This window comes from Pseudoduganella albidiflava (genome assembly GCF_004322755.1).
Lineage (GTDB): Bacteria > Pseudomonadota > Gammaproteobacteria > Burkholderiales > Burkholderiaceae_D > Rugamonas > Rugamonas albidiflava.
Window position 1 is genome coordinate 6,172,684 of sequence record NZ_CP036401.1, and the last position, 24,671, is coordinate 6,197,354.

The following is a 24,671-nucleotide window of genomic DNA, read 5'->3' on the forward strand; positions in this document are numbered from 1 at the left end:
AATGCAAAGCCCGGGGTCAGACCCGGCGGGGTGAAGCAGGGGTTTCGCGAAGCATGCTTCGCGCCTGCGGAACGATGCTGGCATGCATGCCAGCATTCCTTCCTGACCCCAGCCCTTCGCTGTTGGGGTGAATGCATGTGCTTCCACGTATCGGGTAACGCTCAACTTAGCGGCGTTACCGTCTGAGACCGGCTTGTGTAAGAAAGCCAAAAACGCAGCAAGTAAAAACAGAAAGGGCCGCAAGCGCGGCCCTTTTCATTTTATGCAGCCTTCCCGGCCACGTAGTTCTGGTAGCCCCGCGCCCGCAGCGCGCAGGCCGGGCACTCGCCGCAACCGTAGCCCCAGTCGTGCAGGGCGCCCCGCTCGCCCTTGTAGCAGGTGTGCGTATCGGCGCGGATCAGGTCGACCAGCGGCTGGCCGCCGAGGTTTTCGGCCAGTTCCCAGGTTTGCGCCTTGTCCAGCCACATCAGCGGTGTTTCCACCTTGCTGCGCGTATCCATGCCCAGGTTCAGCGCCACCTGCAGCGCCTTCATCGTGTCGTCGCGGCAGTCCGGGTAGCCGGAGAAATCGGTTTCGCACATGCCGCCCACCAGCACGTTCATGCCGCGCCGGTAGGCCAGCGTGGCCGCCACCATCATGAACATCAGGTTGCGGCCGGGGACGAAGGTATTCGGCAGGCCGTTGGCCTGCATGGTGATCTCGATCTCCTCCGTCATCGCCGTGTGCGACAGCTGGGAAATCAGCCCCAGATCGATCATGTGGTCCTCGCCCAGCCTGGCGTCCCAGTCGGGCCGCAGCACGCGCAGCTTCGCCAGCAATTGCGGACGCATCGCCAGCTCGATCGCGTGGCGCTGGCCATAGTCGAAGCCGATCGTCTCGACCCGTTCGTAGCGGTCCAGCGCCCAGGCCAGGCAGGTGGTGGAATCCTGTCCGCCGGAGAACAGCACCAGGGCGGCATCGCGTGTCATCATCGCATCCTCGTCAAAACAACTCGAAACAAACTTTTAAAAAAACTCGAACAACAAACCCGAAACCTGAATCTTATTAGTACGCCATCTTTTTTACCAATCCGGTAACATCGCGCCGATAACAATCACATCGTCCACCGGGGATCACGAATTTTGGCACAACTCGTCACAAATGTAATGCGGCTGGCCTGCGTGGTGGTGCTGGCGGCGCCGCTGGCGCTCCATGCGGCGGAGGGGCTGCAGTACAACGTCCGGATCAACGCCCCAGGCGACCTCGACGATCTGCTTGAAGAAAACCTCGATCTCCTGAAGTACCGCGGCAATCCCCGTACCGACATCGAACAGCTGCGCCGCATGGTGCGCACGGCGCCGGCGCAGGCCAACACGCTGCTCGCCACCGAAGGCTACTACTCGCCCACCGTCAACGTGCGGCTGGACGAGAGCGGCACGTCGCCGCAGGTGACCGTCGACGTGACGCCCGGCGATCCGGTGCTGGTGGGCGCCGTTGAAATCGTGCTGAACGGCTTTGCCTCCAATCCGGAATCGCCGTTCGACAAGGAAGCGCTGAAAGCCAGCTGGCCTTTGGCGGAGGGCCAGGTATTCCGCCAGGCGGACTGGGAAGGCGCCAAACGCGCGATCCTGCGCGCCGTGGTGCAGACCCGCTACCCGCGCGCGCAGATGACGGAAAGCGTGGCCACCGTCGACCCCGACACCAAGCGCGCATTGCTGCGCGTGGCGCTGGACAGCGGCCCCGAGATGCGCTTCGGCGCCATCCGGATCGAAGGCCTGAAGCGCTATCCGGAAGAGATCATCCTGAACCTCAACAAGATCAAGCCGGGCGACTTGTACAGCGAAGCGGAATTGCAGGCGTTCCAGTCGAAGCTGCAGGACACCGGCTACTTCTCGTACGTGGAAGTGACGGCGGACCTGAACACCCTGATCGGCGAACGGCAGGAAGCGCAGGCCGAACAGAGCGCCGGCGCGCCGCAGCCGGCCACGCTGCCGCCGGTGCCGCTGCTGGTGCACGTGGTGGAAAACAAGCGCAAGAACGCCAGCGTGGGTATCGGCTTTTCCACCAACACAGGCGGCCGCGCCTCGGTTGCCTACGACGACCTGGCCGTGTGGGGCCTGCGCCTGAAAAGCGCGCTGACGGTGGAACAGAAGAAGCAGTCGGCACGCGGCGACTTCTACTTCCCCACCACGGCCGATGGCTACAACGACAGCTTCGGCGCCGCGCTGGAGCGCAACGACATCGAAGGCGAAGTCACGCGCACCGCCTCGGTCTACGCCAAGCGGGCCTGGGGCACGCCGCTGCTGGAACGCAGCATCTCGGCCGAGTACCTGAACGAGAGCCGCACGATCGCCGGGGCGACATCGGAAACGTCATCGACCCATGCGATGAGCCTGCCGATCACCTATGCCGTCACGTGGCGCAAGCTGGATAACCTGGTCTTCCCCACCCGGGGCTATGTGCTGAACGCCACGGCCGGCGGCGCGCTGCTGCCGATCCTCACCGACGAGAAATTCATCCGCGTCACGGCGCGCGGCATCACCTACCGGCCCATCGATCCGAAAAACCTGCTGATCTTCCGCGGCGAGATCGGCGCGCTGCGCTCGGGCAGCAAGGAAGGCGTGCCGGCCACCTACCTGTTCCGCGCCGGCGGCGACAATTCGGTGCGCGGCTATGCCTACCAAGAGCTGGGCGTGCAGGAAGGCGATGCCACCGTGGGCGGCCGCTACCTGGCCACCGCCAGCGCCGAATACCAGTACTGGTTCCGCCCCACCTGGGGCGCCGCGGTGTTCTACGATGCCGGCAACGCCGCCGATTCGCTGTCGGAGATCCATCCGAAATCGGGCTACGGCGTCGGTGCCCGCTACAAGAGCCCGGTGGGTCCGATCAATGTCGACGTGGCCTTCGGCCACGCGACGCGCAAGGCGCGCCTGCACTTCTCACTGGGATTCACGTTCTGATGGCCGACGATACCAACACCCCCGACACCCCGGCCGGCCAGGATGGCGACAACGCGCCCCTGCCGCGCAAGGAGCGCCGCTGGCTGCGCCGCACGCTGATCGGCACCGGCATCACGGTCGTCGTCCTGGGCGGCGCGATCTGGCTGCTGGGCCGGGAAACCACGCTGCAGCAGATCGCCGAGCGCGTGGCGCGGGCCAGCGGCGGCGCGATCACGATCACCGGCGTTACCGGTTCGCTGTACAACCACATGCACATCGGCCGCGTGGTCTACAAGGGCAAGACCAGCACGATCACGGCCGACAATATCGACATCGACTGGTCGCCGCTGCAGTTCTTCTCGTCCGGCATCGAGATCAGCGAGCTGCGCGTGCAGTCGGTGCTGATGCAGACCACCGCCGAGGACGACGAGCCGCTGACCGTTCCCGCCACGCTCGCGCCGCCGTTCCGCATCTCGGTCGGCGACGCGCGGCTGCTGAAGCTGACCATGGTGGGCCTGACCGGCACCCGCAACGAAGTCACCGATATCCGCGCCAGGCTGTATGGCGACAAGACGCAATGGCAGCTCACCAGCGCCAGCGCCATCACGCCGATCGGCCGCGTGGCCGCGGATGGCACGATCGGCGCGCAAAAACCGTTCAAGCTGCAGGCCAAGGCCGCGCTGACCGAGGTGCACATCGCTCCGGGGCAGCCTTCCGCGCAGCTGGCGGTGGCCGCCACCGGCAACCTGTCGCTGATGACGCTGGGGATCAAGGGCACCTCGCCGAATGCCAACGGCGACGGCACGGTCACGCTGGTGCCCTTCGAGAAGATCCCTCTGCGCGCGGCGGATATCCGCGCCTACGGCGTCGATCCCTCGCGCTTCCAGTCGGCGTGGCCAAAGGCCAGCCTGGACCTGCGCGTGAAGGCCGACATCGGCACGCGGCAGCAGGTGAGCGGCGTGCTGGAACTGGTCAACACGGCCGCGCCCGGCCCGATCGACCAGCAACTGCTGCCGCTGAAGGCGGTCACGGCGCGCCTGGGCGGCAACCTCACGGTGGCCACGCTGGACAAGCTGCTGATCGACCTGGGCAACGCCGGCCGCTTCACCGGCACCGGCCGCGTCGAGCGCACCGGGCCGGACGGCGGCATCGAAACGGCCGATATCCGGCTGCACACGGACCGCATCGACCTGCGCCACATCCACGGCGCCGCCAACGCCACGGCGATCGCCGGCGACATCTCGGCGAAAAGTACCGGAAGCGGCACCGGCACCGTGCAGACCTTCGACGTGGCGCTGGCCGAAAAGAACATGCGCCTGGATGCCCATGCGAACCTGAAGGACACGCTGGTGACGATCGAGCGCGCCCGGCTGCAGGCCGGCCGCGGTAGCATCGGCGTGACGGGCCAGGCCAGCCTGGCCGGCGACCGCGCCTTCAAGGCGGCGGCCACGGTGGACCACTTCGACCCCGCCGCGCTGGGCAACTTCCCGAAGGCGGACCTGAACGCCGTCGCCAACGTGGCCGGCAAGCTGGTGCCGGAACCGAACGCCGCTGTCGGCTTCACGATCCGGCCATCGACCTTCGCCGGCCAGAAGCTGTCCGGCAGCGGCAAGCTGAATGCCGATGCGCGGCACCTGACGAACATTGCTGCCAGCGTGGCGATGGGCAGCAACACCATCGAGGCGCGCGGCGACTTCGGCCTGCCGGCGGAGAAACTGAACTGGAAGGTCGACGCGAAAGACCTGGCGGCACTGCGCGGCGACCTGGCCGGCTCGGTCGCCGGCAGCGGCGTTGCCACCGGCGGCTATGCCGCGCCGCGCACCAGCTTCGATGTCGAGGCGCGCGGCATCGGCCTCACCGGCGCGAAAGTGCGCGCGCTGGACAGCGTGATCCGCGCCTCCGGCCAGTTCGCGCTGGCCGGCAAGGACAAGTCGCCGGAAGTCACCCTGTCCGGCAGCGCGCGGCGCGTGAACCCGGCCGCCTTCGCCGCATCCGCGCCGGCGGGCAACCTGAACGCCACGTTCTCCGGCAATGCGCGCCTGGCGGCCGACTGGCGCGCCAACATGAACCTGGACGTCGCGCCATCGACGCTGGTCGACGCGCCGCTGACCGGCCACGCGAAACTGACGGCCGATCACCGCCACGTGGACAATGCCGACGTGGACCTGCGCCTGGGCCCGAACAGCCTGCAGGCCAAGGGGGCGTTCGGCGCCCCGGCGGACCGGCTGAACTGGAAACTCGATGCGCCCCAGCTTTCCAGCCTGGGCGCCGGTTTCGGCGGCGTGCTGCGCGGTACCGGCACGCTGGGCGGCACCATGCAGAAACCCACGCTGTCGTTCGGCATCGAAGGCAACTCGCTGCGGCTGATGACGCAGCACCAGGTGCGCGCCATCAAGGCCACCGGCACGCTCGGCAATGTCGATGCGCTGGTGGCGGACGTGAACGTGACCGGCTACAGCTCGCCGGCGATCTCGATCGACCGCGCCCGCCTGCAATCGAGCGGCACCGGCGCGGCGCACTCCATCGCCCTGTCCGCCGCGAATCCGGACTTCGACGCGGCGCTGCGCATCAAGGGCGGCTGGGCCAACGACACGTGGACCGGCACCATCGACACGCTGCAGAACCGTGGCCGCTTCGCGCTGACCCTGCAAGCGCCTGCCCCGCTGACCATCGCGGCGCCGAAAGGCAGCGGCGTGGCGGGCCTGGCGAAACCGGAGCGCATCGCGTTATCCAGTGCCGTGATCGGCCTGCCGGAAGGCAGCCTGCGCGTGGAAAACCTGGAAAAGAATGGGCCACGCTGGCGCAGCCGCGGCACGGCGGCCGGCGTGCCGGCCACGTACCTCGCGCAACTGTCCGATGCCTGGCGCGGCCGCGTCGTCAGCGACCTGACGCTGGGCGCCAACTGGGGCCTCGACATGACGCTGCCTGCTGGTGGCGCCGGCGCTACTCCTTCGGCTCCTGCCCTCAATGGCGCGGTGCGCGTATTCCGCGAAAAAGGCGACATCACCGTGACCGGCGGTGCCGCGCCGCTGCCGCTCGGGCTGTCGCAATTGCAGGCCGGCGTCAACGTCTCGGGCAATACGCTGAAGGTGCAGGCCGGCATGGTCGGCACCCGCGCCGGCCGTATCGCGCTGGACGCCACGGCCCAGCTGCGCGACGGCCGCATCCCCGGCGACAGCCCGCTGGCCGTGACGGCCAGCGTGGACGTGCCGTCGATCGCCTGGATGTCGCCGCTGACCGGCGTGGAAGGCCTGGAGCTGGAAGGCGCGCTGAAGGCCGCGATCGCCGGCAGCGGCACCGTGGCCAATCCGGCCTTGAACGGGGAAGTATCGGGCAACGGCCTCGTGATCAACCTGGCCGACCAGGGCGTCCGCCTGCGCAATGGCCAGTTGCAGGCGCGCGTGGAAGGCGACCGGCTGACCTTGCAGAAGCTGCACCTGGAAGGCCGCACCGGCCGTGCCGATGCGGAAGGCTGGGCGCGCCTGGCCGGCAATGAAATGACGATGAACCTGAAGCTGACGGCCGACAAGCTCGAAGCACTGTCCCGCCCGGACCGCACGCTGGTGCTGTCCGGCTCCAGCGAGGTGATACGCGACGCGAAGCGCTTCCAGCTGAACGGCAAGTTCCGCGCCGACCGGGCCGACATCGAACTGCCCGACGAGAATTCGCCGACCATCAGCGACGACGTGGTGATCCTCGGCCGCACCAAGCCCACGATCAAGGAAACCGCGCAGGCGATGCCGCTGAACGTGGACCTGGAAGCGGACCTGGGCAAGGATTTCCGCCTGAAGGGCAAGGGCCTCGATGCCTACCTGGAAGGCGGCGTGCACGTGCGGGTCGCCGACCGGCGCGCGCCGCGCATCAATGGCAGCATCCGGGTTGCCAGCGGCACTTATGCGGCCTATGGCCAGAAGCTGGCGATCGAGCGCGGCGTGATCAACTTCACGGGCGCCTACGACAACCCCGGCCTGAACATCCTCGCCGTGCGCAAGCGCCCGGAAGGCTCCGAACTGTCCGACACCAACGTGGAAGCCGGTGTCGAAGTGCGCGGCACGGCGCTGGCACCCACCGCGCGGCTGGTCTCCACGCCTTCCGTGCCGGACAGCGAGAAGCTGTCCTGGCTGGTACTGGGGCATGGCATGGACGACATGCAGGGCAACGAGATGGGCCTGCTCGGCACCGCCGCCGGCGCGCTGTTCGGCGGCAAGGGCGGCGGCAGCTTCGCCAACAAGATCGGGCTGGACGAACTGGGCGTCTCGCAGGGCAGCGGCAATGCCACGGGGCTGGAAAACACCGTGGTCACGGTCGGCAAGAAACTGTCCTCGCGCGCCTACCTGGGCTTCGAGCAGGGCGCCGGCAGCGCCACCTCGCTGGTCAAGCTGCGTTACAAGCTGAACCAGCGGATCACCCTGCAGTTCCAGACCGGCACGAACAACGCGCTGGATGTGCTGTACACGTGGGCGTTCGATTGAAGCGGGGGGTGGTGGAGCCACCGAATCTGGCACTAATGTCGCTTAACTTAGCTAAGCCCACCCCAGGTGCAAGTTCCGGGGTCAGACCCGACGGGTCTGACCCCTGCCCTTCGCTGTTGGGGTGAATGCATGCGCTTGCAATGTGTCTTGCAATGTGTCCTGTAACGCTTGACCAAGCGGCATCAGGTCTGACACCGTCAGCGCAACCTACTCCGGATTCCGGTCCGGCACCGGATCGTCCTGCTCCACCGGCGCATCCGGGTGATGCGGGTGGTTCGGTTGCGGATCGGGCATCGGTTCGTCGACCGGTACCGGCAGGTCCGGTGCCCGGTGCGCGTGGATCGGCAGGGCCGAACGTTCCATGAATGGGTCCATGATTCCTCCTGTCGTCTGGACAATCACCGTACCACGCCCCCCGGAATCGCGCCGCAGCGTTACAATTTTGCTTTTCCCGACGATCTCTCTCCATGCAACTGACCACACTGGCCCTGCTGATCCTGATCCCGCTGCTGATCTGGCGGGTCTACCTGCGCCTGCGGCCATTCTTCGCCCGGCAGGAATCGCTGATGTGGAAGCACTGGACCGGAGCCGTGCTGTTCCCGCTGCTGCTGCTGGCGGCGGCGGTCTCGCTGCTGGCGGACGTGCTGGCCCTGTCGTCGCTGGGCGCGGGCGCGCTGGGCGGTGCCTGGCTGGGCTTTTTCACGCTGAAGAAAACCCGCTTCGAGACGATCGGCCGGCGCTACTACTTCAAGCCCTACGAGCGCTTCGGCATCCTCGTCTGCATGCTGTTCGCCGCGCGCGTGCTGCAGATCGGCGTCGAACTGTACATGAACCGCCAGTCCGAATTCCCGCAAATGATCACCCGCGAAATGGTGCTGCACCACCCATTGTCCTGCGTCGCGTTCGGCCTGCTGGCCGGCTACCTCGCCACTTTTTCGATCGGCATGCTGCGCTGGCGCCGCGCACAGCCGCCACTGCCGGAGCTCGAATGAATCCCCTGCTGTCCGATACCCTGCTGCCGAACGAGCCCCGCATCGCCGACCCGCTCCAGCACACCCTGACCGAACGTTTCCTGCTGCCGGCGCTGCCGGGCCTGCGGGCCCTGCTGGAAGAACTGCGCGCCCGGGTCGACCCGGTGCTGTCCGCGCGCGTGCCCGCCAGGCTGGGCCAGCCCTACCCGCGCAGCCAGGGACTGCACATCACCCAGGCGGTGCACGAGGCGATACGCCGGGTCGACGCCGGCACCCTGCCGCCCCGCGCCGCCGACGGTTTCGCGGCGCTGGCCGCCTTCCACGCCCATGGCGGCAGCCTGCGCCATGTGTGGGGCGCGCTGCGCGGCACGCACTTCCACCATGCATTCCTGTTCGGCACCTTGCTGGTCGACGTGGCGGCCGACGCGATCGCCGGCGGCGGTGGCAAGGTCGGCATCGTGCCGTTCCGCCAGGCGCGCTTCACGCCGGTGCGCGACCACCGCCATTACGCGCTGCTGGCCAGGAGCGCCTTGCACGCCACGGTGTACCCGAACCACGTGCTGCCGACAGCAGCGCCGTATGCGCCGCTGATCGTGCTGGTGCCGGGCGGCTCGGTGCGGATCGAATCCGATGCCGCCTACATGCATGAACTGGCGCTGGCGAGCGGCTTCACGTCGAGCGCGGAAGCGCTGAAAGGCCCGGCCATGCCGCCCGACCTGTTCCGCCTGATCGCCGACACGCTGGGCAAGGCGGACATCGCCACGGCCGCCGACACGGTGCAGGGCCAGCGCGACGGCCTGGCCCTGTGCGCACGCTATCGCGACGGGCACCGCCGCGCGGGCGACCTGGGCCACGTGCGCGCGCTCGAATTGCTGGGCAAGGCGAACAGCCTGCTGGCCACGCTGCAGGTCGCCGTCTCGCAGCAGCGCGCCGCCTGACGATCGCCGCGCAAGCGGTCGGCCGCTTCCCGCCGCGCCGTTACAGCAGGTTTGCCAGGGCGTCCTCCAGCCCCGGATAACGGAATGCGAAACCCTCGCGCTGCAGCCTGGCCGGCACCACGCACTGCCCTTCCAGCAGCAGGTCGGCCTGTTCGCCCAGCAGCAGGCGCACCGGCCACGCCGGCGTCGGCAGGAATGCCGGGCGATGCAGCAGCCGCGCCGCGGTGGCGATGAACTCGCGCTGCGTCACGCACTGTGGCGCGGTGAAATTCCAGGCACCGTCCACGTCGCCCTCTTCGCTGCGCTGCGCCAGCCATGCCAGCCCGCGCAGCAAGTCCTCGACGTGAATCCATGACAATGCCTGCCTGCCTCCCCCCATCGGGCCGCCGGCCCCCAGTTTCACCGGCATCAGCATGGCCGGCAACGCACCGCCATGGCCCAGCACCAGCCCGAACCGCGTGGCCGCCACCTGCACGCCGGACTGCGCCGCGCGCCGTGCCGCCGCTTCCCATTCCTGGCACAGCTGCGACATGAACACCGGCTGCGGCGGGCTCTCTTCCGCCAGCGGCACCAGCACACCGTGCGGCTGCACGCCGTAGTAGCCGATGGCGGAGGCGGACAGCATCAGCCGCGGCTTGTGGTGCGCCCCGGCGATCCAGTCCACCACGCGATGCGTCAGCGCCACGCGGCTGGCGCGCAATGCCGCCTGCCGCTTCCTGGTCCAGCGCGGACCGAGGATGCGCGCGCCGGCCAGGTTGACCACGATGTCGATCCGTTCGGCGGGCGCCAGTTCGGCGGCCGTCATCACGCAGCGCACACCGGCGCCCAGCTCGCGTGCCGCGCGCGCCGTGTCGCGGCTCATGGCGATCACGTGCTGCCCGTCGGCCAGCAGCGCCGCCACCAGCTGGCGGCCCACGAAGCCGGTCGCGCCGGTAACGAGCACGGTCTGGCCGGGCTTGCCGAAGCGCAGCGGCTCAGCGTCCATCGCGGGGCTCCTTCAGCCAGGGACCGCCGGGGCGGAACGGGCAGTCGCCGTCGAAGTAGATCGTCAGTCGCGGTGCGTTCATCGTTCATCCTTTCCCAGCATTTTCGCCACCTTGCCGCCCATCGTGATGAAGCGCTTCAGCGTGGCCGGCGGCAGGTGCCGGTAATCGTCGTAGCTGCCGGCCAGCAGTTCGAGGAAATCAAGTACCTGCGCCATCCGTTCGCGCGTGGCCGGCTGCATGCCCCGGTCGTCTTCCGCCTCGATCGCGCACTGGCGCAGCACGGACAGCGTGGGATCGATCTCGCGCCGCTTCCTTTCCTCGACGATGACGCGGAAGATTTCCCACACGTCCTGCAGCGCCACGAAATGGTCGCGCCGGTCGCCCATCACGTGCGCCACCTTGACCAGCCCCCAGCTCTGCAGCTCCTTCAGGCTGTTGCTGACATTCGAGCGCGCCACGGCCAGTGTGTCGGCGATCTCCTCCGCGTGCAACGGCTCGCTGGCGAGGAACAGCAGCGCGTGGATCTGTGCCACCGTGCGGTTGACGCCCCAACGAGTGCCCATCTCTCTCCAATGGAGGATGTATTTCTGTTCGGTGGGGCTCAGGTCCATGATGTTCTCTAATTTCTGTTAATACAGAAATTACAGGATATTCCGGAGACCGTGTCAAACTTTTGGCGCTGTTCGCGCTAGTTGGGGGAACTTCCCGCCGGAAGCATTGTCTTACCTCTTGTTGAGATACTTCATGTATATCAGGAGGCGACATGGGCGCAGCGGATGTTCAGGTATTGATCGAAGCGTTGATCCAGCGACAGCTTTCAGAAGACCAGGTCGCGTTGCTGCAGCGCTTCGTGGCCAGCGTCGAGCAACCAGGGCAGTGCCTTCGCCTGATCGAGGAAGCCGCTGGAAAACCGCCGTGTCCCCATTGCGGCTGCGAGAAGTCTCACCGTTGCGGACAGGCCAGTGGCTTGCAGCGCTATCGCTGTGTAACATGCCGGCGCAGCTTCAATGCCCTGACCGGCACACCGCTTGCCCGTCTGCGCCTGCGCGACAAGTGGCTGCAATACCTGCAATGCCTGATCGAGTCGACTCCCGTGCGGTCTGCAGCCATGCGCGTCGCGGTGGCCAAGTCGACCAGCTTTCGATGGCGTCACCGGTTTAACGCCGCGTTGCTCCGGGCGCCCCGTCCGCAGTTGTCTGGCATCGTTGAGGCCGACGAGACCTACCTTCTGGAATCACAAAAAGGCTCGCGCCACCTGGACCGTCCGCCCCGCAAACGCGGCGGCAAAGCCAGCCGGCGCGGCATCAGCAGCGAGCTGGACTGCATCCTCGTGGCTCGTGACCGCAACCGTCAAACCTGTGATTTCGTGACGGGCCGCGGCCCGGTCAGCGCCGGCCAGTTGATGAAGCACCTGAAGCCGGTGCTGCTGCCCGATGTGCTGCTCGTGACCGATGCCGCCAAGGCGTACCAGGCATTTGCGAAGCAGGCCGGTATCACGCACGAAGCGATCAACGTGCGTGCCGGCATCCGTGCACGCGGCGCACTCCATATCCAGGGTGTCAATGGATGGCATGGCCGCTTCAAGTCCTGGCTACGGCGATTCAATGGTGTTGCCAGCCGCTACCTGGAAAATTACACCGGCTGGCGAGGTGTGCTCGATGCCGACGTGCTGACGGCGCCGCGCCAATGGTTGCACATTGCCGTAGCGTCAGACTAGCTGATCAGCTCTTTTGTCGCGCTCGGCATGCAAGAAAGTTCCGTGCTCAACGGCAATGCCATCCAACGCGAACAGCGCCAAACTTTTTCGATCAGTGCTCCCATCTAAGAATTTCTAGAGTGCATCTTCTAACACTATTAACCGGTCGGCACCGCCGGTCGCCATGTCTCTTCAAATACGAAAAAACATGTGATCGTGCTTAGTCTCCATACCAACCCCGCCTCGAACGCCGCGCTGAACGGCTTGCGCAAATCCGCTCAAAGCCTGGCCACCGCCCAGGACCGTCTGGGAACGGGCAAGCGCATCAATTCGGCCCGCGACGATGCGGCAGGCCTGCAAGTTGCCACCCGCCTGAAAACGCAATCGAGCGGCATGGCGGCCGCGATGCGCAACCTGCAGAACAGTACTTCCATGCTGCAGACCGGCGACGCGCTGCTGGGCGAGATCGGCAATCTCCTCACCCGCATGAGCGACCTGGCGATCCAGGCGGCGGACGGCTCGTTTACGCAGGCCGACCGGGAAGCCATGCACGCCGAATACGTGGGCCTGAGCGAGCAGGTGCTGGATGTGATGAACGAATCGCGCTATGCCGGCACCTACCTGTTCCGCTACGTGGTGGCCCCGCCGGGCCCGGACGGACCGGGCACGTTCGGGGTGGGCCCGGTGACGTTCCAGATCGGCAGCAGCACGGAAGAAAGCGTCACGGTCGACTTCCGCAACCCGCTGGGCCGCATCAACACGGCGCTGTACTACGCGATCGACAACGGCAACCTGCACGACCATCCGCAGGACGGGCCCGATACCGAACTGCTCTCCGCCGAAGCGGCCAACCTGATGGTGGGCAAACTGGTGGAAGCCCAGCAATCCGTGCTGGACCTGCGGTCCACCCTGGGCGCGCTCGGCAACCGCTTCGAGGCCGCCTACGACAACCTCGCCCAGACGAAACTCAATACCGATGCGGCGGCCGGCCAGATCGCCGATGCCGACTTCGCCACCGAAGTCGCGGCGATGACCACCAGCCAGATGCTGACGCAATCGGGTACGGCGATGCTGAAGCAGACCAGCAGCATGAGCCGGCTGGTGATGTCCCTGATCGAATAAGCGGCCGAATAAGCGGCCGAATAAGTGGCCGAATAAGCGGCGCTGGACAGGCGCTGGCGCGGCGGTCGGGCGAGGCCTCGATGTGTCACTATTGACCCGCTATTGTCCAGGACGCACGCACGATTGAATTAGTTGCCTGACATTTATTGTCTTTCCGCTATGATGGCCCATCGGGACATGACGGAAGGAAGCGGGCATGACAAGCCAGAAAAGACGGTTCGCCGCGCCGGAACAAGAGGCCGGCCACGAGCATTCCGCCGCGGAACTCGACGCGATGCGCCATGCGCTCGACGAACGCCTGGGCCAGTTGCTGGCGAAGGAGGGCGATCGCAACGACCGCCTGGCCGCCGCCATGCGCGCCGCGGTGCTGGGTTCCGGCAAGCGCATGCGGCCATTGCTGCTGATGCTGGTGGCGGCGGACCTGAACTGCGCATCGCCGGCCGTGATCGACGTGGCCTGCGCCGTCGAGATCGTGCATGCCGCCTCGCTGATCCTCGATGACATGCCCTGCATGGATAACGCTACCTTGCGCCGCGGCGTGCCGACCATCCACCGGCAGTTCGGCGAGGATGTCGCCATCCTGGCGTCGGTCGCCCTGCTGAGCCGCGCGTTCGGCATCCTGGCCTCGGCCCCGGGCATCCCGTCCGTCACCCGTGCCCGGCTGGTGGCCACGCTGGCAGACACCGTGGGCGCGCAAGGCCTGGTGCGCGGCCAGTACGAAGACCTGCACGGCGGCGCCGGCCGCTCCGCCGAAGCGATCGCCACCACCAACGAACGCAAGACCGGCCTGCTGCTGGGCGCCGCCGTCGACATGGCCGCCGTGCTGGCCGAAGTCGACGAGTGCGTGGCCCGCTCGCTGCGCGCCTTTGCGCTGGCCGCCGGCCATGCCTTCCAGATCCGCGACGATTTCCAGGACCTGCCCGGCACCGACAGCGCCATCACGGGCAAGGACACCGGCCTCGATCTGGGCAAGGCCACGCTGCTCAACACCTTCGGCGCCGACGAGGCGCAGCGCCGCCTGGCCGCCCACCTGAGCGACGTGGAGCGCCATCTCGGCGAAGCGCTGGCCGGTGCGCAGCGCACGCGCCGCTTCGTGCAGCGCATGTTTGCCGCCAACGCGCCGCAATCCTGGCGCCTGGGCGACGATCACGCGCTGCCGCACCGCTACGCCTCTTCCACGATGAACGGCGCGGTGCAGGCCGGGTTCGACAGCCGCGCCGGCTGACCCGCACACGGAGCACACGATGGCACATTTCGGCGTGGTGGCACCGGCCTTCTACAGCCACTTCAACGCGCTGGCCGCGCTGGCGCTGGAGCTGGTCGCGCGCGGCCACCGCGTCACGTACTTCCAGCAGGCCGACGCCGGCGCCCACCTGGGCGACAGCCGGCTCGGCTTCCGTGCGCTGGGGGCCGGCAGCCATCCGCCGGGAACGCTGGCCGCCGTGATGCGCCGCGCCGCCAACCCGGGCAGCCCGCTGGGCTTGCGCCGCGTGATCGACGACATGGCCCGCAGCACGGACATGCTGTGCCGCGAACTGCCGGCCGCGCTCGAGGCGGAGCGCGTCGACGCGCTGCTGTGCGACCAGATGGAAGCGGCCGGCGGCCTGGTGGCCGAAGCGCTCGGCATGCCGTTCGTGTCCGTGGCCTGCGCCCTGCCCGTCAACCGCGAGCCGGGCATCCCGCTGCCGGTGATGCCGTTCGCGTATGGCACCGATGAACGGTCGCTGCGCATGTACGAAGGCAGCACCCGCGTCTACGACTGGATGATGACGCCGCACCGGCGCACCATCGAGCGCCATGCGCGCGGCTTCGGCCTGCCGGCGCGCGACGGCCTGCATGAATGCCTGTCGCCGCTGGCGCAGGTCAGCCAGACGGTCGAGGGCTACGACTTCCCGCGCCGCGCCTTGCCGGCCCATTTCCACCACGTGGGGCCGTTCCGGTCCGCGGCCCGCAAGGAAGTCGTGCAGCAACCGCTGCCGCCGATCGCCCCGGGCAAGCCGTTCGTCTTCGCCTCGCTCGGCACGATGCAGGGCCACCGCCTCCGGCTGTTCCTACGCATCGCCAAGGCATGCCGCGCCGCGAACGTGCAACTGCTGGCGGCGCACTGCGGCGGCCTGGACGAACGCCAGGCGCGTGAACTGGAACGGGCGGGCGCCACCTGGGTCTGTGCTTTCGCCCCGCAACGCGAAGCGCTGGCGCGGGCCGATGCCGTGATCTCGCATGCCGGCGTCAACACCGTGCTCGATGCGATCGAGGCGCGCACGCCGATCCTGGCGCTGCCGGTCGCGTTCGACCACCCGGGTTCGGCGGCGCGGGTGCGCCATGCCGGCATCGGCCTGCTGGCCTCGCCCCGCTTCGCCAGCGCCGCGCACCTGTCCCGGCAATTGCGCCAGCTGCTGGAGGACGACTCGTTCGCTCCCCGGCTGGACGCCCTGGCCGCGAACGTGGCACGCGCGGGCGGTACGCGGCGCGCCGTGGACATCATCGAAACCTCGCTTGGCTTCGGCGGCCTGCAGGCACCGGATCCGCTGCTGGCGCGTTCGGCATGAATCCCTACGACATCATCCTGGCCGGCGGCGGCCTGGCCAACGGCCTGCTGGCCTGGCGCCTGCGCACCCACCGCCCCGAGTTGCGCATCCTGCTGCTCGAGCAGGGAGAAGCGCTGGGCGGCAACCACACGTGGTCGTTCCACGATGGCGATCTGGATGCGGCCCAGCGGGCATGGATCGCGCCGTTGATCAGCGCGAGCTGGCCCGGCTACGACGTGCGCTTCCCCGGCTATTCCCGCGCGCTGGACAGCGGTTATGCCAGCATCGCCTCGGCCGATTTCGCCCGCGTGATCGAGCCCGCGCTGGGCCCTGCCCTGCGGCTCGGTACGCGGATCGAGGAAGTAACGCCGACATCCGTGCGCCTGGCCGGTGGCGAAACGCTGCGGGCAAGCGCCGTGATCGACGGCCGCGGCATGCGCACCAGCGCGCGGCTGGCGCTCGGCTACCAGACCTTCCTCGGGCAGGAAGTGCGGCTGCATGCGCCGCATGGCCTGGCGCATCCCGTGATCATGGATGCCGCCGTGGCCCAGCAGGGCGGCTACCGCTTCGTCTACCTGCTGCCGTTCGGGCCGGACCGGCTGCTGATCGAGGATACCCATTACGTGGACACCGCCGCCTGGGAACCCGAGCGGCTGCGCGCCAACATCGCGGCCTACGCGGCGGCGCACGGCTGGCGCATCGCTGAAGTGCTGCGCGAAGAACATGGCTCGCTGCCGATCGTGCTGGCGGGCGACGTGGACGGCTACTGGAACGATCTGGCCGGCCAGCCCTGCACGGGCTTGCGCGCGGGGCTGTTCCACCCCACCACCGGCTATTCGCTGCCACACGCGGTGCGGCTGGCCGAACGCATCGCGCAGTTGCCGGACTTCGATGCGCCGGCGCTGTTCGCCACGATACGGCACGAGGCGCAGGCGGCATGGCGCGGCCAGCGCTTCTTCCGGCTGCTGAACCGCATGCTGTTCCTGGCCGGCGAACCCGATCGGCGCTGGCGCGTGATGCAGCGTTTCTACACGCTGCCGCCTGGCCTCATCGCCCGGTTCTACGCCGGCCGGCCCACGCTGGCCGACATGGCCCGCGTGTTGACGGGCAAGCCGCCGGTCCCCGTCGGCGCGGCGGTCGATGCCGCCCTGCGCGTCCATCCGAGCCAGATCCATTCCCGCATCAACCGAACCATCAGGACACCCGCATGAACCGATCAAAAACCGCCGTGGTCGTGGGCGCCGGCTTTGGCGGCCTGGCGCTGGCCATCCGCCTGCAGGCCAGCGGCATCCAGACCACGCTGCTGGAAAAGCGCGACAAGCCAGGCGGCCGCGCCTACGTGTACGAAGACCAGGGCTTCGTCTTCGACGCCGGGCCCACCGTGATCACCGATCCTTCCGCCATCGAGGAACTGTTCGCCGCCGCCGGCAGGAAGATGGCCGACTACGTGGAGATGCTGCCGGTGGCGCCGTTCTACCGGCTGTGCTGGGAAGACGGCAGCCAGTTCGACTATGCCAACGACCAGGAAGCGCTGGACCGGCAGATCCACGCCCGCAACCCGGCCGACGTGCAGGGTTATCGACGCTTCCTGGCTTATTCGAAAGCCACCTTCGAAGAGGGTTACATCAAGCTGGGTGCCGTGCCGTTCCTGTCGTTCCGTTCGATGATCCAGGCCGGCCCGCAGCTGGCCAAGCTACAGGCCTGGCGCAGCGTGTACAGCCTGGTGTCGCGCTTCATCCAGGACGAGCACCTGCGCCAGGCCTTCTCGTTCCACTCGCTGCTGGTGGGCGGCAATCCGTTCGCCACGTCGTCGATCTACACGCTGATCCACGCGCTGGAGCGGCAATGGGGCGTGTGGTTCCCGCGCGGCGGCACCGGTGCGCTCGTGAACGGGCTGGTGAAGCTGTTCGAGGATATCGGCGGGCGCATCGAGCTGAATGCGCCGGTGGCGCAGATCGAAACCTCCGGCGCGCGCGCCAGCGGCGTGCGGCTCGAGGATGGCCGCTTCTTCCCCGCCGATGCGGTGGCGTCCAACGCGGACGTGGTCCATACCTACGCCTCGCTGCTCGGCCAGCACCCGCGCGGCCCGGCGCACGCCGATGCGCTGAAGAAGAAGCGCTTCTCCAATTCGCTGTTCGTGCTGTACTTCGGGCTGAACAAGCATCACGCCCAACTGCAGCACCATACCGTGTGCTTCGGCCCGCGCTACAAGGAACTGATCCAGGAGATCTTCGGCGGTTCGGAACTGGCCGACGATTTCTCCCTGTACCTGCACGCGCCGTGCGTCACCGATCCTTCGCTGGCGCCGCCCGGCTGCGGCAGCCACTACGTGCTGGCGCCGGTGCCCCACCTGGGCAACGCGCCGATCGACTGGACGGTGGAAGGGCCACGCTACCGCGACCGCATCTTCGATTACCTCGAGCGGCACTACATGCCGGGCCTGCGCAGCCAGCTGGTCACCAGCCGCATCTTCACGCCGCTCGACTTCCGCGACGAGCTCAATGCCCACGTGGGCTCGGCCTTCTCGCTGGAACCCATCCTCACGCAAAGCGCCTGGTTCCGGCCGCACAACCGCGATGCCGAACTGGCCAACCTGTACCTGGTCGGCGCGGGCACCCACCCGGGCGCCGGCGTGCCGGGCGTGATCGGCTCGGCCAAGGCCACCGCGGGGCTGATGCTGGAAGGAGTGGCGGCATGAGCGCGCGCGACGATGGCGCATTGCTGGACCATGCGACCAACACCATCAACGTGGGTTCGAAGAGCTTTGCCGCCGCGGCGCGGCTGTTCGACCCGGCCACGCGCCGCAGCGTACTGATGCTGTATGCATGGTGCCGGCACTGCGACGACGTGGTCGACGGCCAGGAACTCGGCTTCGGCAGCGCCGCCCCGTCGCCGGAGGAGGCGGCGCGGCAGCTGGCCATGCTGGAAGAACTGACCCAGCGCGCCTGCCAGCGCGAGACGATGCACGACCCGGCGTTCGCCGCGTTCCAGGAAGTGGCGCTGCGCCACGCGATCGAACCGCGCTTCGCCTTCGACCACCTGGCCGGCTTCGCGATGGACGTGCACGGCGAGCGCTACGAATCGCTCGACGATACGCTGCGCTATTGCTACCACGTGGCCGGCGTGGTGGGCCTGATGATGGCGTCGATCATGGGCGTGAAGAGCGAAGCGGTGCTGGACCGCGCCTGCGACCTGGGCCTGGCATTCCAGCTGACCAACATCGCCCGCGATATCGTCGACGATGCGGCGGTCGGCCGTGTCTACGTGCCGGCGCAATGGCTGCGCGAGGCGGGCATTCCCATCGAGGAAATCGCGCTGCCGCGGCATCGCGCCGCGCTGGCGAAGGTGGCGGCCCGGTTGGTCGACCATGCGGAACCGTATTACGACTCGGCAGCCGCCGGCCTCGCGGCACTGCCGCTGCGCTCGGCCTGGGCGATCGCCACGGCGCGCTATGTGTACCGGCAGATCGGCATCGAGGTGAAACGGCGCGGCGCGCGCGCCTGGGATGAACGGGTGGGCACGTCGAAGGCGACCAAGCTGTGGCTGCTGGTGAAGGGCGGCGCGCTGGCGCTCGGCTCCCGCTTCAGCCCCGTTCTCCGGCGGCCGGCGGCTCGTCCGGCAGCGTTGTGGCAGCGGCCGCGCGCCTTTGCGGCCGGCCTTGATGCAGCGCGTGCAACTGCCGCTTGAGCCGATCCACTGGCGGCGCGTACAGGAAACCGAACGACACGGTGCCTTCCTTGCCCTGCACGGCGTGGTGCATGCGGTGGGCCTGGTACAGACGCTTCAGGTAGCCGCGGCGCGGCACGTATTTGAACGGCCATCGCTGGTGCACCAGGCCGTCGTGGGCGACGAAGTACAGCAAGCCGTAGACCGTCATGCCCGCGCCGATCCATTCCAGCGGATGGTGGCCGCGCGTGCCGGCATAGATCAGGGCGATGGCGATGCCGGCGAAGAATACGGCATACAGGTCGTTCTTCTCGAACCAGCCCGTGCGCGGTTCATGGTGGGACTTGTGCCACCCCCAGCCGAAGCCGTGCATGACGTACTTGTGCGCAAGGATGGAGAACAGTTCCATCCCGATGACGGTGACGACGACGATGAGCGCATTGAACAGCATGGGGATGTGGATTCTCGGGATTCGGAGTTGTCGAGACTACCACAACGGCCCTTGCGGCAGCGCCGCGAACGGGCCCTTCGAACGGGTCTTCTGAATCACGCATTGACTATCACGCATTGACTATCACGCATTGACTATCACGCATTGACTATCACGCATTGATGACCAAGCATTGACGAAAGGATTTCACATGACGTTGCTGAACGGGCGCGCCCGGCGCGCCTTCCTCCCGCTGGCTGCACTGGGCTGCGCCGCGCTGCTGCATGCCGCGCCGGCCGCCGCGGCCACTGTCGACATCAAGGTGGAAAACGTGGCCGGCAAGGGCAAGGTCAGCGTCGCGGTATGCGACCGCGAGCGCTACTTGAAGCAGTGCGCGTACACCGCCTCGGTGCCCGCCGCAGCCGGCACGACGAAGGTGACCGTGCCCGACGTCCCGCCAGGAACCTTCGCCGTGCTGGCCTACGAGGACGCCAACGACAATGGTGAACTCGACCGCGTGCTGGGCATCCCGAACGAAAGCTGGGGCATGTCGCGCGACCCCGCCGTCATGTTCGGGCCGCCGAAGTTCGAGGATGCGGCGATCGAGGTGAAGGATGATCCGACGGTGGTGGACATCAAGCTGCGCTGAGTGTGTCCGGCGGCATCGCCGCCCGCACCTGCGACTGCAGCCAGTCGCGCAGCGCGGCGATGCGTGGATCCTGTCCGGCGCCGGCCGGATGAACCAGGTGGTACGCGAAATCGTCCGTGACCGGCACCGCCACGCCGAACAGGCGCACCAGCCTGCCCTCGTCCAGTTCCCTGGCGACCATCGGCAGCTCGACCAGGCCGATGGCGCCGCCATCCATGGCGGCCTGCACGACATGGCTCGACTCTTCGAAGCTCATGCAGCCGGCGTCGTCGAAACCGGCGATGCCTGCCGCGGCCATCCAGTCGCGCCAGCGCGGCCATGCCCGTCCGCCGGTCTCGCATGCCACGTGGCAGAGCGTGAAACCTTGCAGGTCGCGCGGCTCGCGCAGCGCGCCGCCGGCAGCCAGCGATGGGTGGCACACGGCGACGAGTTCGGTGCCGAACAGCCGTACCGATTCGGTGCCGCGATAGCGGCCGGCGCCGAAGCGGATGGCAACGTCGGCTTCATCGGCGTCGAGGTCGCGCAGCTCGTCCGTGACGTCGAACGACAGCCGCACGCCGGGATGCCCGGCCTGGAATGCGGGCAGTCGCGGCAGCAGCCAGTTGGTGGCGAAACGCGGCCCCAGCGTCAGGCGCAGCGGCCCCGCGCCGCCTTGCAGCCGGCGTGCCTCGCCAGCCGCGCGGTGCAGCGATTCGAGCGCGGCGCTGGTAGCCTGGTAGAGCCGTTCGCCCGCCGGCGTCAGCCGCATCGACCGGCTGGTGCGCGCGAACAGCACGATGTCCAGCTGGTCTTCCATTTCCCTGATCTGGTGGCTGACCGCGGCGGCGCTCAGCCCCACCTCGTCGGCCGCGCGGGTGAAGTTGAGGTGGCGGGCCGCCGCCTCGAACGTGCGCAGGGCGCGGGTGCCGGGCAATACTCGTTTCATGATCTTCAAGCAGGATTTGATGATCCGTCAAAAACTACGCGTTTCACAGCCGGCCGTCAATTCGCGATAGTGGCGCTTTCACCGACGACGAGGAATGACGATGACAGGGACTTACCACACCGTGCAGCGCGACGGCGAACCGGCGGACCGGGACACGCTGGCGCCGCTCGCCTTTGCCGGCTATGCGCACTTCACCGCGATGCAGGTGCGCGGCGGCCGGGTGCGGGGCCTCGACCTGCACCTGGACAGGCTGCGCAACGCTTCCCACGAACTGTTCGGGCAGGCCTTGCCCGATGAACGGATCCGCGCATTGCTGCGCGCCGCGCTGCGCGAAGCAGCGGACGACGTGTCGCTGGTCGCCACCGTGTACGGCGCCGCGGGCGAATTCACCGCGGCCGCGCAGGCACCGCATGTGCTGGTGCGAACCGCCGCGCCGTCGGCCGGCCCGGCAGGCCCGCTGTCCCTGGCCGTGTTCGGACATGAACGCATGCTCCCGCATATCAAGCACGTCGGCGAAGTCGCCAAGACCTGGTACCTGCGCGAGGCCGCGACGCAGGGTCATGACGATGCCGCATTCACGGACCGGCATGGCCATCTCAGCGAAGCGAGTATCTGGAACCTGGCATTCTGGGATGGCGACTCGGTGGTCTGGCCCGAAGCGCCGATGCTGTCCGGTATCACGATGCAGGTCGTGCGGCGGCGCCTGGCCGACCTGGGCATTCCACAGCGCTCGCAGGCCATCACGCCCGAGCAGGCCGCAACCACGCGCGGTGCCGCGGTGATGAACTCCTGGACGCCGGGCGTGGCGGTGCACCGCATCGGAACGGCCCGGTTACCCGATGCCGCGCCGCTGGTGACGGTGCTGCATCGGGCCTACGCACTCGAGCCGCTCGTGGCGCCGTGAGCGCGGACGAGGCGCCGCGGAGTCCCGACGCGGTCTGGCATCTGGCAGGCGCTGGCAAGGAAGCCTAAGCCGTTCGCCGGCTGTCGTTATGACAATAATTCTGCAATAGATCGCAGTTTTTATTGGTTGGGATGGAGATTGCAAGCTTGTACCGTATGCCATTATTCAACTGGCATGGGGCAGGACAAGTGAAGCAAAAGAAGAAGAACGAGCGGTATCCCAAGAAGAAACGCAACGCGGCGATCGTCGGCCTCGGCACCGCCTTGTGCCTGGCCAGCGGTGCCGCGGCCGCGCAGCAAGCCGCGAATGCCGCCGCCGCGGCCGAAGTGCTGGTGGGGGCGACGGTCGTCGTGAATGGCCAGGCATTGCGCGATTCCGACAAGGCCAGGGCCCGGCTGGACCAGATTGCCGGCACCGCCAGCGTCGTGAAACAGGCCGACGTGGAACGCGGCCGGTCGGCCAATGCGGAAGACGTGCTGGCCTACCAGCCCGGGGTCTTCGCCGCCGCGACGAGCGGTAACGGCGCCAACAAGATCTCCATTCGCGGCTCCGGGCTGAACGCGTTCTACCAGGGCTATTCGCTGGGCATCAAGTACCTGTACGACGGCTTGCCGATCACGGGGCCCGGCGGCACGCAGGAAGACCTGCTGACCCTGAACGGGCTCGATTACACGGAAGTGCTGAACGGTGCCAACGCGTTCTCGTATGCCGCGTTGTCGCTCGGCGGCGCCATCAACTTCGTCACGCACACCGGCCGCTCGGCACCCGGCACGTCGGTCAGCGCCGAAGCCGGCAGCCATGGCTACCGCAAGTTCGGGCTGGGTACCGGCGGCGTATCGGCCGATAACAAGACCGACTATTACCTGGCGTACTTCTACAACGAGCGCGACGGATTCCAGCGGGATACCCCGAACAGCGGCAACGAATACGTCCTCAATCTCGGCCACGAATTCAGCAACCGTGTCGAGACGCGCCTGACCGTCCGCCATCGCAACGAGGAGCTGCGCAACGGCAGCACGATCACGCTGGCCCAGCTGGAGGCCGATCCGCGCCAGAACAATTCGACCACCAGCGCACGCAAGAAAACCGGCACCACGCTCATCACGAGCAAGACCACCTTCACGCTGGACGCCCGCTCGAAGCTGGAGCTGGGCCTGGCCTACAACGACTACCCGCTGGACAACGGCTGGCGGTATTCGACGACACCGCAGGACTGGCGTTCGACGGACGGCAGCGTGTCGCTGCGCTACCTGCGCACCGGCGATACCCTGTTCGGCAAGCGCAGCGACACCACGGTCGCCTTCAGCGATACCCGCTTGCTGCACGGGGATGTGAAGGCGTACGACCAGGACCTCGCTAGCGCCGTTCGCACGACCGAGCGCCAGTACACCGTGTACACGGGCTCGCGCGACACCGTGCTGTCGGTGGCCAACGAGCTGCAGCTGAGCGACGAGCTTGCGCTGTCGACCGGCCTGTCGCTGATCGAGGTGGACCGCGATGCGCATATCGACCGCACGATCCTGACGACGACCGAGAGCTTCCCCCGCGCTGTCCGCTACAACGAGCACGCCGTTGCGCCACGCGTCGGCTTACGGTACCAGGCAACACCAGACTTGGTCGTGTTCGGGAACGTCTCGCGGTCGATCGATCCGCCCGTCACGTGGCAAATGGGCAGTACCGGCGTGCCGTATATCCGGCCGCTGAAACCGCAGAAGGCCACCACGGCCGAGATCGGGCTGCGTGCCGGCGGCGACAGCCACGAAGGCACGCTGTCCCTCTATCGTTCCTGGATCAGCGGCGAACTGCTGTCCACGGTGGTGCGGCAGGCCAGCCAGGGTGTCGATGCGCTGATCGCCAATGCGAACGCCGGCAAGACCATCCACCAGGGGATCGAAGCGGCGCTGACGTCCAGGCTGTGGACGAGCGCGGAAGGCAGCCGCCTGAGCTACCGCCAGGCCTATACGTTCAGCGATTTTTATTATCGGGATGACCCGCGTTACGGCGGGAACGAGTTGCCGAGCCTGCCGCGCCACGTCTACCAGGGCGAGCTGCTGTTCCAGCAGGCCGGCGGCTTCTATGCCGGCCTGAATACCCGCGCGCTGTCCGGCTACTACGTCGACTATGCCAACAGCCTGAAGGCGCCATCGGCGGTGATCTGGGCCGCCAAGTTCGGCTACGAGGACCCGGCCAAAAAATGGAAGGCCTACCTGGACTTCCGCAACCTGGGCGACAAGCACTATGCCTCCGCCGCCAACACGGTCGATAACGCCAGGGGCCGCGATTCCGCCAACTTCTATCCGGGCGACGGCTTCTCGGTGTACAGCGGCGTGGTGTTCCGGTTCTAGCCGACCGCAGGCTGTAGCGCCCCGACCGGCATGCATTCACCCCAACGGCGGAGGGGCTGGGGTCAGACCCGGCGGGTCTGACCCCGGAATTTGCACTTTGGGTGGACTTATCCATGCAACA

At 67.6% G+C, this 24,671-nt stretch carries 20 protein-coding genes; 14 read left to right on the forward strand and 6 right to left on the reverse strand.

Going from position 1 to position 24,671, the window contains the following annotated elements; all coding sequences use genetic code 11:
- Positions 1–260: 260 nt before the first annotated feature.
- Positions 261–971: a 7-cyano-7-deazaguanine synthase QueC gene (gene queC / locus EYF70_RS25640; RefSeq protein ID WP_131147910.1), complete on the reverse strand. Its 711-nt coding sequence runs from the start codon at positions 969–971 to the stop codon at positions 261–263.
- A gap of 174 nt (positions 972–1,145) precedes the next feature.
- On the opposite strand from queC, the gene EYF70_RS25645 reads away from it, so the two are divergent.
- Entirely contained in the window at positions 1,146–2,939 is a 1,794-nt protein-coding gene (locus EYF70_RS25645) for an autotransporter assembly complex protein TamA (RefSeq protein WP_131147911.1), read from the forward strand.
- Positions 2,939–7,390 (forward strand): translocation/assembly module TamB domain-containing protein, encoded by a 4,452-nt coding sequence (locus EYF70_RS25650; RefSeq protein ID WP_131147912.1) that lies wholly within the window; start codon positions 2,939–2,941, stop codon positions 7,388–7,390. Before EYF70_RS25645 ends, EYF70_RS25650 begins: the two co-directional genes overlap by 1 nt.
- A 207-nt stretch (positions 7,391–7,597) precedes the next feature.
- Here the strand turns inward: EYF70_RS25650 and EYF70_RS31190 are convergent, their stop codons facing one another.
- Entirely contained in the window at positions 7,598–7,765 is a 168-nt protein-coding gene (locus EYF70_RS31190) for a hypothetical protein (RefSeq protein ID WP_165497535.1), read from the reverse strand.
- A gap of 92 nt (positions 7,766–7,857) precedes the next feature.
- Here EYF70_RS31190 and EYF70_RS25655 point away from each other — a divergent pair, with 92 nt between their 5' ends.
- Complete coding sequence (locus tag EYF70_RS25655) at positions 7,858–8,382, forward strand: CcdC protein domain-containing protein (protein ID WP_131147913.1); 525 nt, start codon at positions 7,858–7,860, stop codon at positions 8,380–8,382.
- A complete protein-coding gene (locus EYF70_RS25660; protein ID WP_131147914.1) occupies positions 8,379–9,299 on the forward strand; it encodes a hypothetical protein in 921 nt (306 codons plus the stop codon). The genes EYF70_RS25655 and EYF70_RS25660 overlap by 4 nt, the downstream gene beginning before the upstream one ends.
- 40 nt (positions 9,300–9,339) lie before the next feature.
- Here the strand turns inward: EYF70_RS25660 and EYF70_RS25665 are convergent, their stop codons facing one another.
- Together EYF70_RS25665 and EYF70_RS25670 are read right to left on the reverse strand one after the other, a co-directional pair.
- A complete protein-coding gene (locus EYF70_RS25665; protein ID WP_131147915.1) occupies positions 9,340–10,284 on the reverse strand; it encodes a TIGR01777 family oxidoreductase in 945 nt (314 codons plus the stop codon).
- Positions 10,285–10,362: 78 nt separating this feature from the next.
- Positions 10,363–10,896: a GbsR/MarR family transcriptional regulator gene (locus EYF70_RS25670; protein WP_131147916.1), complete on the reverse strand. Its 534-nt coding sequence runs from the start codon at positions 10,894–10,896 to the stop codon at positions 10,363–10,365.
- 152 nt (positions 10,897–11,048) lie between these two features.
- Between EYF70_RS25670 and EYF70_RS25675 the strand changes: the two genes are divergently transcribed.
- The 7 genes from EYF70_RS25675 to crtB all read left to right on the forward strand — a co-directional run bounded on the left by EYF70_RS25675 (position 11,049) and on the right by crtB (position 19,318).
- Entirely contained in the window at positions 11,049–12,002 is a 954-nt protein-coding gene (locus EYF70_RS25675; protein ID WP_229420558.1) for an IS1595 family transposase, read from the forward strand.
- A 189-nt stretch (positions 12,003–12,191) separates the two neighbouring features.
- Positions 12,192–13,103, forward strand: a complete 912-nt coding sequence (locus EYF70_RS25680; protein ID WP_229420559.1) for a flagellin N-terminal helical domain-containing protein — start codon at positions 12,192–12,194, stop codon at positions 13,101–13,103.
- Positions 13,104–13,299: 196 nt separating this feature from the next.
- Positions 13,300–14,328 (forward strand): polyprenyl synthetase family protein, encoded by a 1,029-nt coding sequence (locus tag EYF70_RS25685; RefSeq protein ID WP_131147917.1) that lies wholly within the window; start codon positions 13,300–13,302, stop codon positions 14,326–14,328.
- A gap of 19 nt (positions 14,329–14,347) precedes the next feature.
- On the forward strand, positions 14,348–15,652 hold the full coding sequence (locus EYF70_RS25690; RefSeq protein WP_131147918.1) for a glycosyltransferase: 1,305 nt from the start codon (positions 14,348–14,350) through the stop codon (positions 15,650–15,652).
- A complete protein-coding gene (crtY, locus tag EYF70_RS25695) occupies positions 15,649–16,842 on the forward strand; it encodes a lycopene beta-cyclase CrtY (RefSeq protein ID WP_131147919.1) in 1,194 nt (397 codons plus the stop codon). Before EYF70_RS25690 ends, crtY begins: the two co-directional genes overlap by 4 nt.
- Positions 16,839–18,329 (forward strand): phytoene desaturase, encoded by a 1,491-nt coding sequence (locus tag EYF70_RS25700; RefSeq protein ID WP_131147920.1) that lies wholly within the window; start codon positions 16,839–16,841, stop codon positions 18,327–18,329. The genes crtY and EYF70_RS25700 overlap by 4 nt, the downstream gene beginning before the upstream one ends.
- On the forward strand, positions 18,326–19,318 hold the full coding sequence (crtB, locus tag EYF70_RS25705) for a 15-cis-phytoene synthase CrtB (RefSeq protein WP_131147921.1): 993 nt from the start codon (positions 18,326–18,328) through the stop codon (positions 19,316–19,318). Before EYF70_RS25700 ends, crtB begins: the two co-directional genes overlap by 4 nt.
- Here crtB and EYF70_RS25710 read toward each other — a convergent pair.
- Entirely contained in the window at positions 19,215–19,748 is a 534-nt protein-coding gene (locus EYF70_RS25710; protein ID WP_218943726.1) for a sterol desaturase family protein, read from the reverse strand. The genes crtB and EYF70_RS25710 overlap by 104 nt on opposite strands.
- A gap of 190 nt (positions 19,749–19,938) precedes the next feature.
- On the opposite strand from EYF70_RS25710, the gene EYF70_RS25715 reads away from it, so the two are divergent.
- Positions 19,939–20,376, forward strand: a complete 438-nt coding sequence (locus EYF70_RS25715) for a DUF2141 domain-containing protein (RefSeq protein ID WP_131147923.1) — start codon at positions 19,939–19,941, stop codon at positions 20,374–20,376.
- Here the strand turns inward: EYF70_RS25715 and EYF70_RS25720 are convergent.
- Complete coding sequence (locus EYF70_RS25720) at positions 20,363–21,301, reverse strand: LysR substrate-binding domain-containing protein (protein ID WP_131147924.1); 939 nt, start codon at positions 21,299–21,301, stop codon at positions 20,363–20,365. The two genes, EYF70_RS25715 and EYF70_RS25720, sit on opposite strands and share 14 nt — an antisense overlap.
- Before the next feature lie 94 nt (positions 21,302–21,395).
- Between EYF70_RS25720 and EYF70_RS25725 the strand changes: the two genes are divergently transcribed.
- Entirely contained in the window at positions 21,396–22,205 is an 810-nt protein-coding gene (locus tag EYF70_RS25725; protein ID WP_218943727.1) for an aminotransferase class IV family protein, read from the forward strand.
- 188 nt (positions 22,206–22,393) lie between these two features.
- Positions 22,394–24,550 carry a TonB-dependent receptor family protein gene (locus EYF70_RS25730; RefSeq protein ID WP_229420560.1) on the forward strand — a complete coding sequence of 719 codons (2,157 nt, stop codon included), beginning with the start codon at positions 22,394–22,396 and terminating at the stop codon, positions 24,548–24,550.
- Positions 24,551–24,671 lie beyond the last annotated feature (121 nt).

Excerpts from the sequence above, each read along its gene's own strand:
- queC (WP_131147910.1), bottom strand. The coding sequence starts at position 971 with ATGATGACACGCGATGCCGCCCTGGTGCTGTTCTCCGGCGGACAGGAT.
- EYF70_RS25645 (WP_131147911.1), top strand. The coding sequence starts at position 1,146 with ATGCGGCTGGCCTGCGTGGTGGTGCTGGCGGCGCCGCTGGCGCTCCAT.
- EYF70_RS25650 (WP_131147912.1), top strand. The coding sequence starts at position 2,939 with ATGGCCGACGATACCAACACCCCCGACACCCCGGCCGGCCAGGATGGC.
- EYF70_RS31190 (WP_165497535.1), bottom strand. The coding sequence starts at position 7,765 with ATGGACCCATTCATGGAACGTTCGGCCCTGCCGATCCACGCGCACCGG.
- EYF70_RS25655 (WP_131147913.1), top strand. The coding sequence starts at position 7,858 with ATGCAACTGACCACACTGGCCCTGCTGATCCTGATCCCGCTGCTGATC.
- EYF70_RS25660 (WP_131147914.1), top strand. The coding sequence starts at position 8,379 with ATGAATCCCCTGCTGTCCGATACCCTGCTGCCGAACGAGCCCCGCATC.
- EYF70_RS25665 (WP_131147915.1), bottom strand. The coding sequence starts at position 10,284 with ATGGACGCTGAGCCGCTGCGCTTCGGCAAGCCCGGCCAGACCGTGCTC.
- EYF70_RS25670 (WP_131147916.1), bottom strand. The coding sequence starts at position 10,896 with ATGGACCTGAGCCCCACCGAACAGAAATACATCCTCCATTGGAGAGAG.
- EYF70_RS25675 (WP_229420558.1), top strand. The coding sequence starts at position 11,049 with ATGGGCGCAGCGGATGTTCAGGTATTGATCGAAGCGTTGATCCAGCGA.
- EYF70_RS25685 (WP_131147917.1), top strand. The coding sequence starts at position 13,300 with ATGACAAGCCAGAAAAGACGGTTCGCCGCGCCGGAACAAGAGGCCGGC.
- EYF70_RS25690 (WP_131147918.1), top strand. The coding sequence starts at position 14,348 with ATGGCACATTTCGGCGTGGTGGCACCGGCCTTCTACAGCCACTTCAAC.
- crtY (WP_131147919.1), top strand. The coding sequence starts at position 15,649 with ATGAATCCCTACGACATCATCCTGGCCGGCGGCGGCCTGGCCAACGGC.
- EYF70_RS25700 (WP_131147920.1), top strand. The coding sequence starts at position 16,839 with ATGAACCGATCAAAAACCGCCGTGGTCGTGGGCGCCGGCTTTGGCGGC.
- crtB (WP_131147921.1), top strand. The coding sequence starts at position 18,326 with ATGAGCGCGCGCGACGATGGCGCATTGCTGGACCATGCGACCAACACC.
- EYF70_RS25710 (WP_218943726.1), bottom strand. The coding sequence starts at position 19,748 with ATGCTGTTCAATGCGCTCATCGTCGTCGTCACCGTCATCGGGATGGAA.
- EYF70_RS25715 (WP_131147923.1), top strand. The coding sequence starts at position 19,939 with ATGACGTTGCTGAACGGGCGCGCCCGGCGCGCCTTCCTCCCGCTGGCT.
- EYF70_RS25720 (WP_131147924.1), bottom strand. The coding sequence starts at position 21,301 with ATGAAACGAGTATTGCCCGGCACCCGCGCCCTGCGCACGTTCGAGGCG.
- EYF70_RS25725 (WP_218943727.1), top strand. The coding sequence starts at position 21,396 with ATGACGATGACAGGGACTTACCACACCGTGCAGCGCGACGGCGAACCG.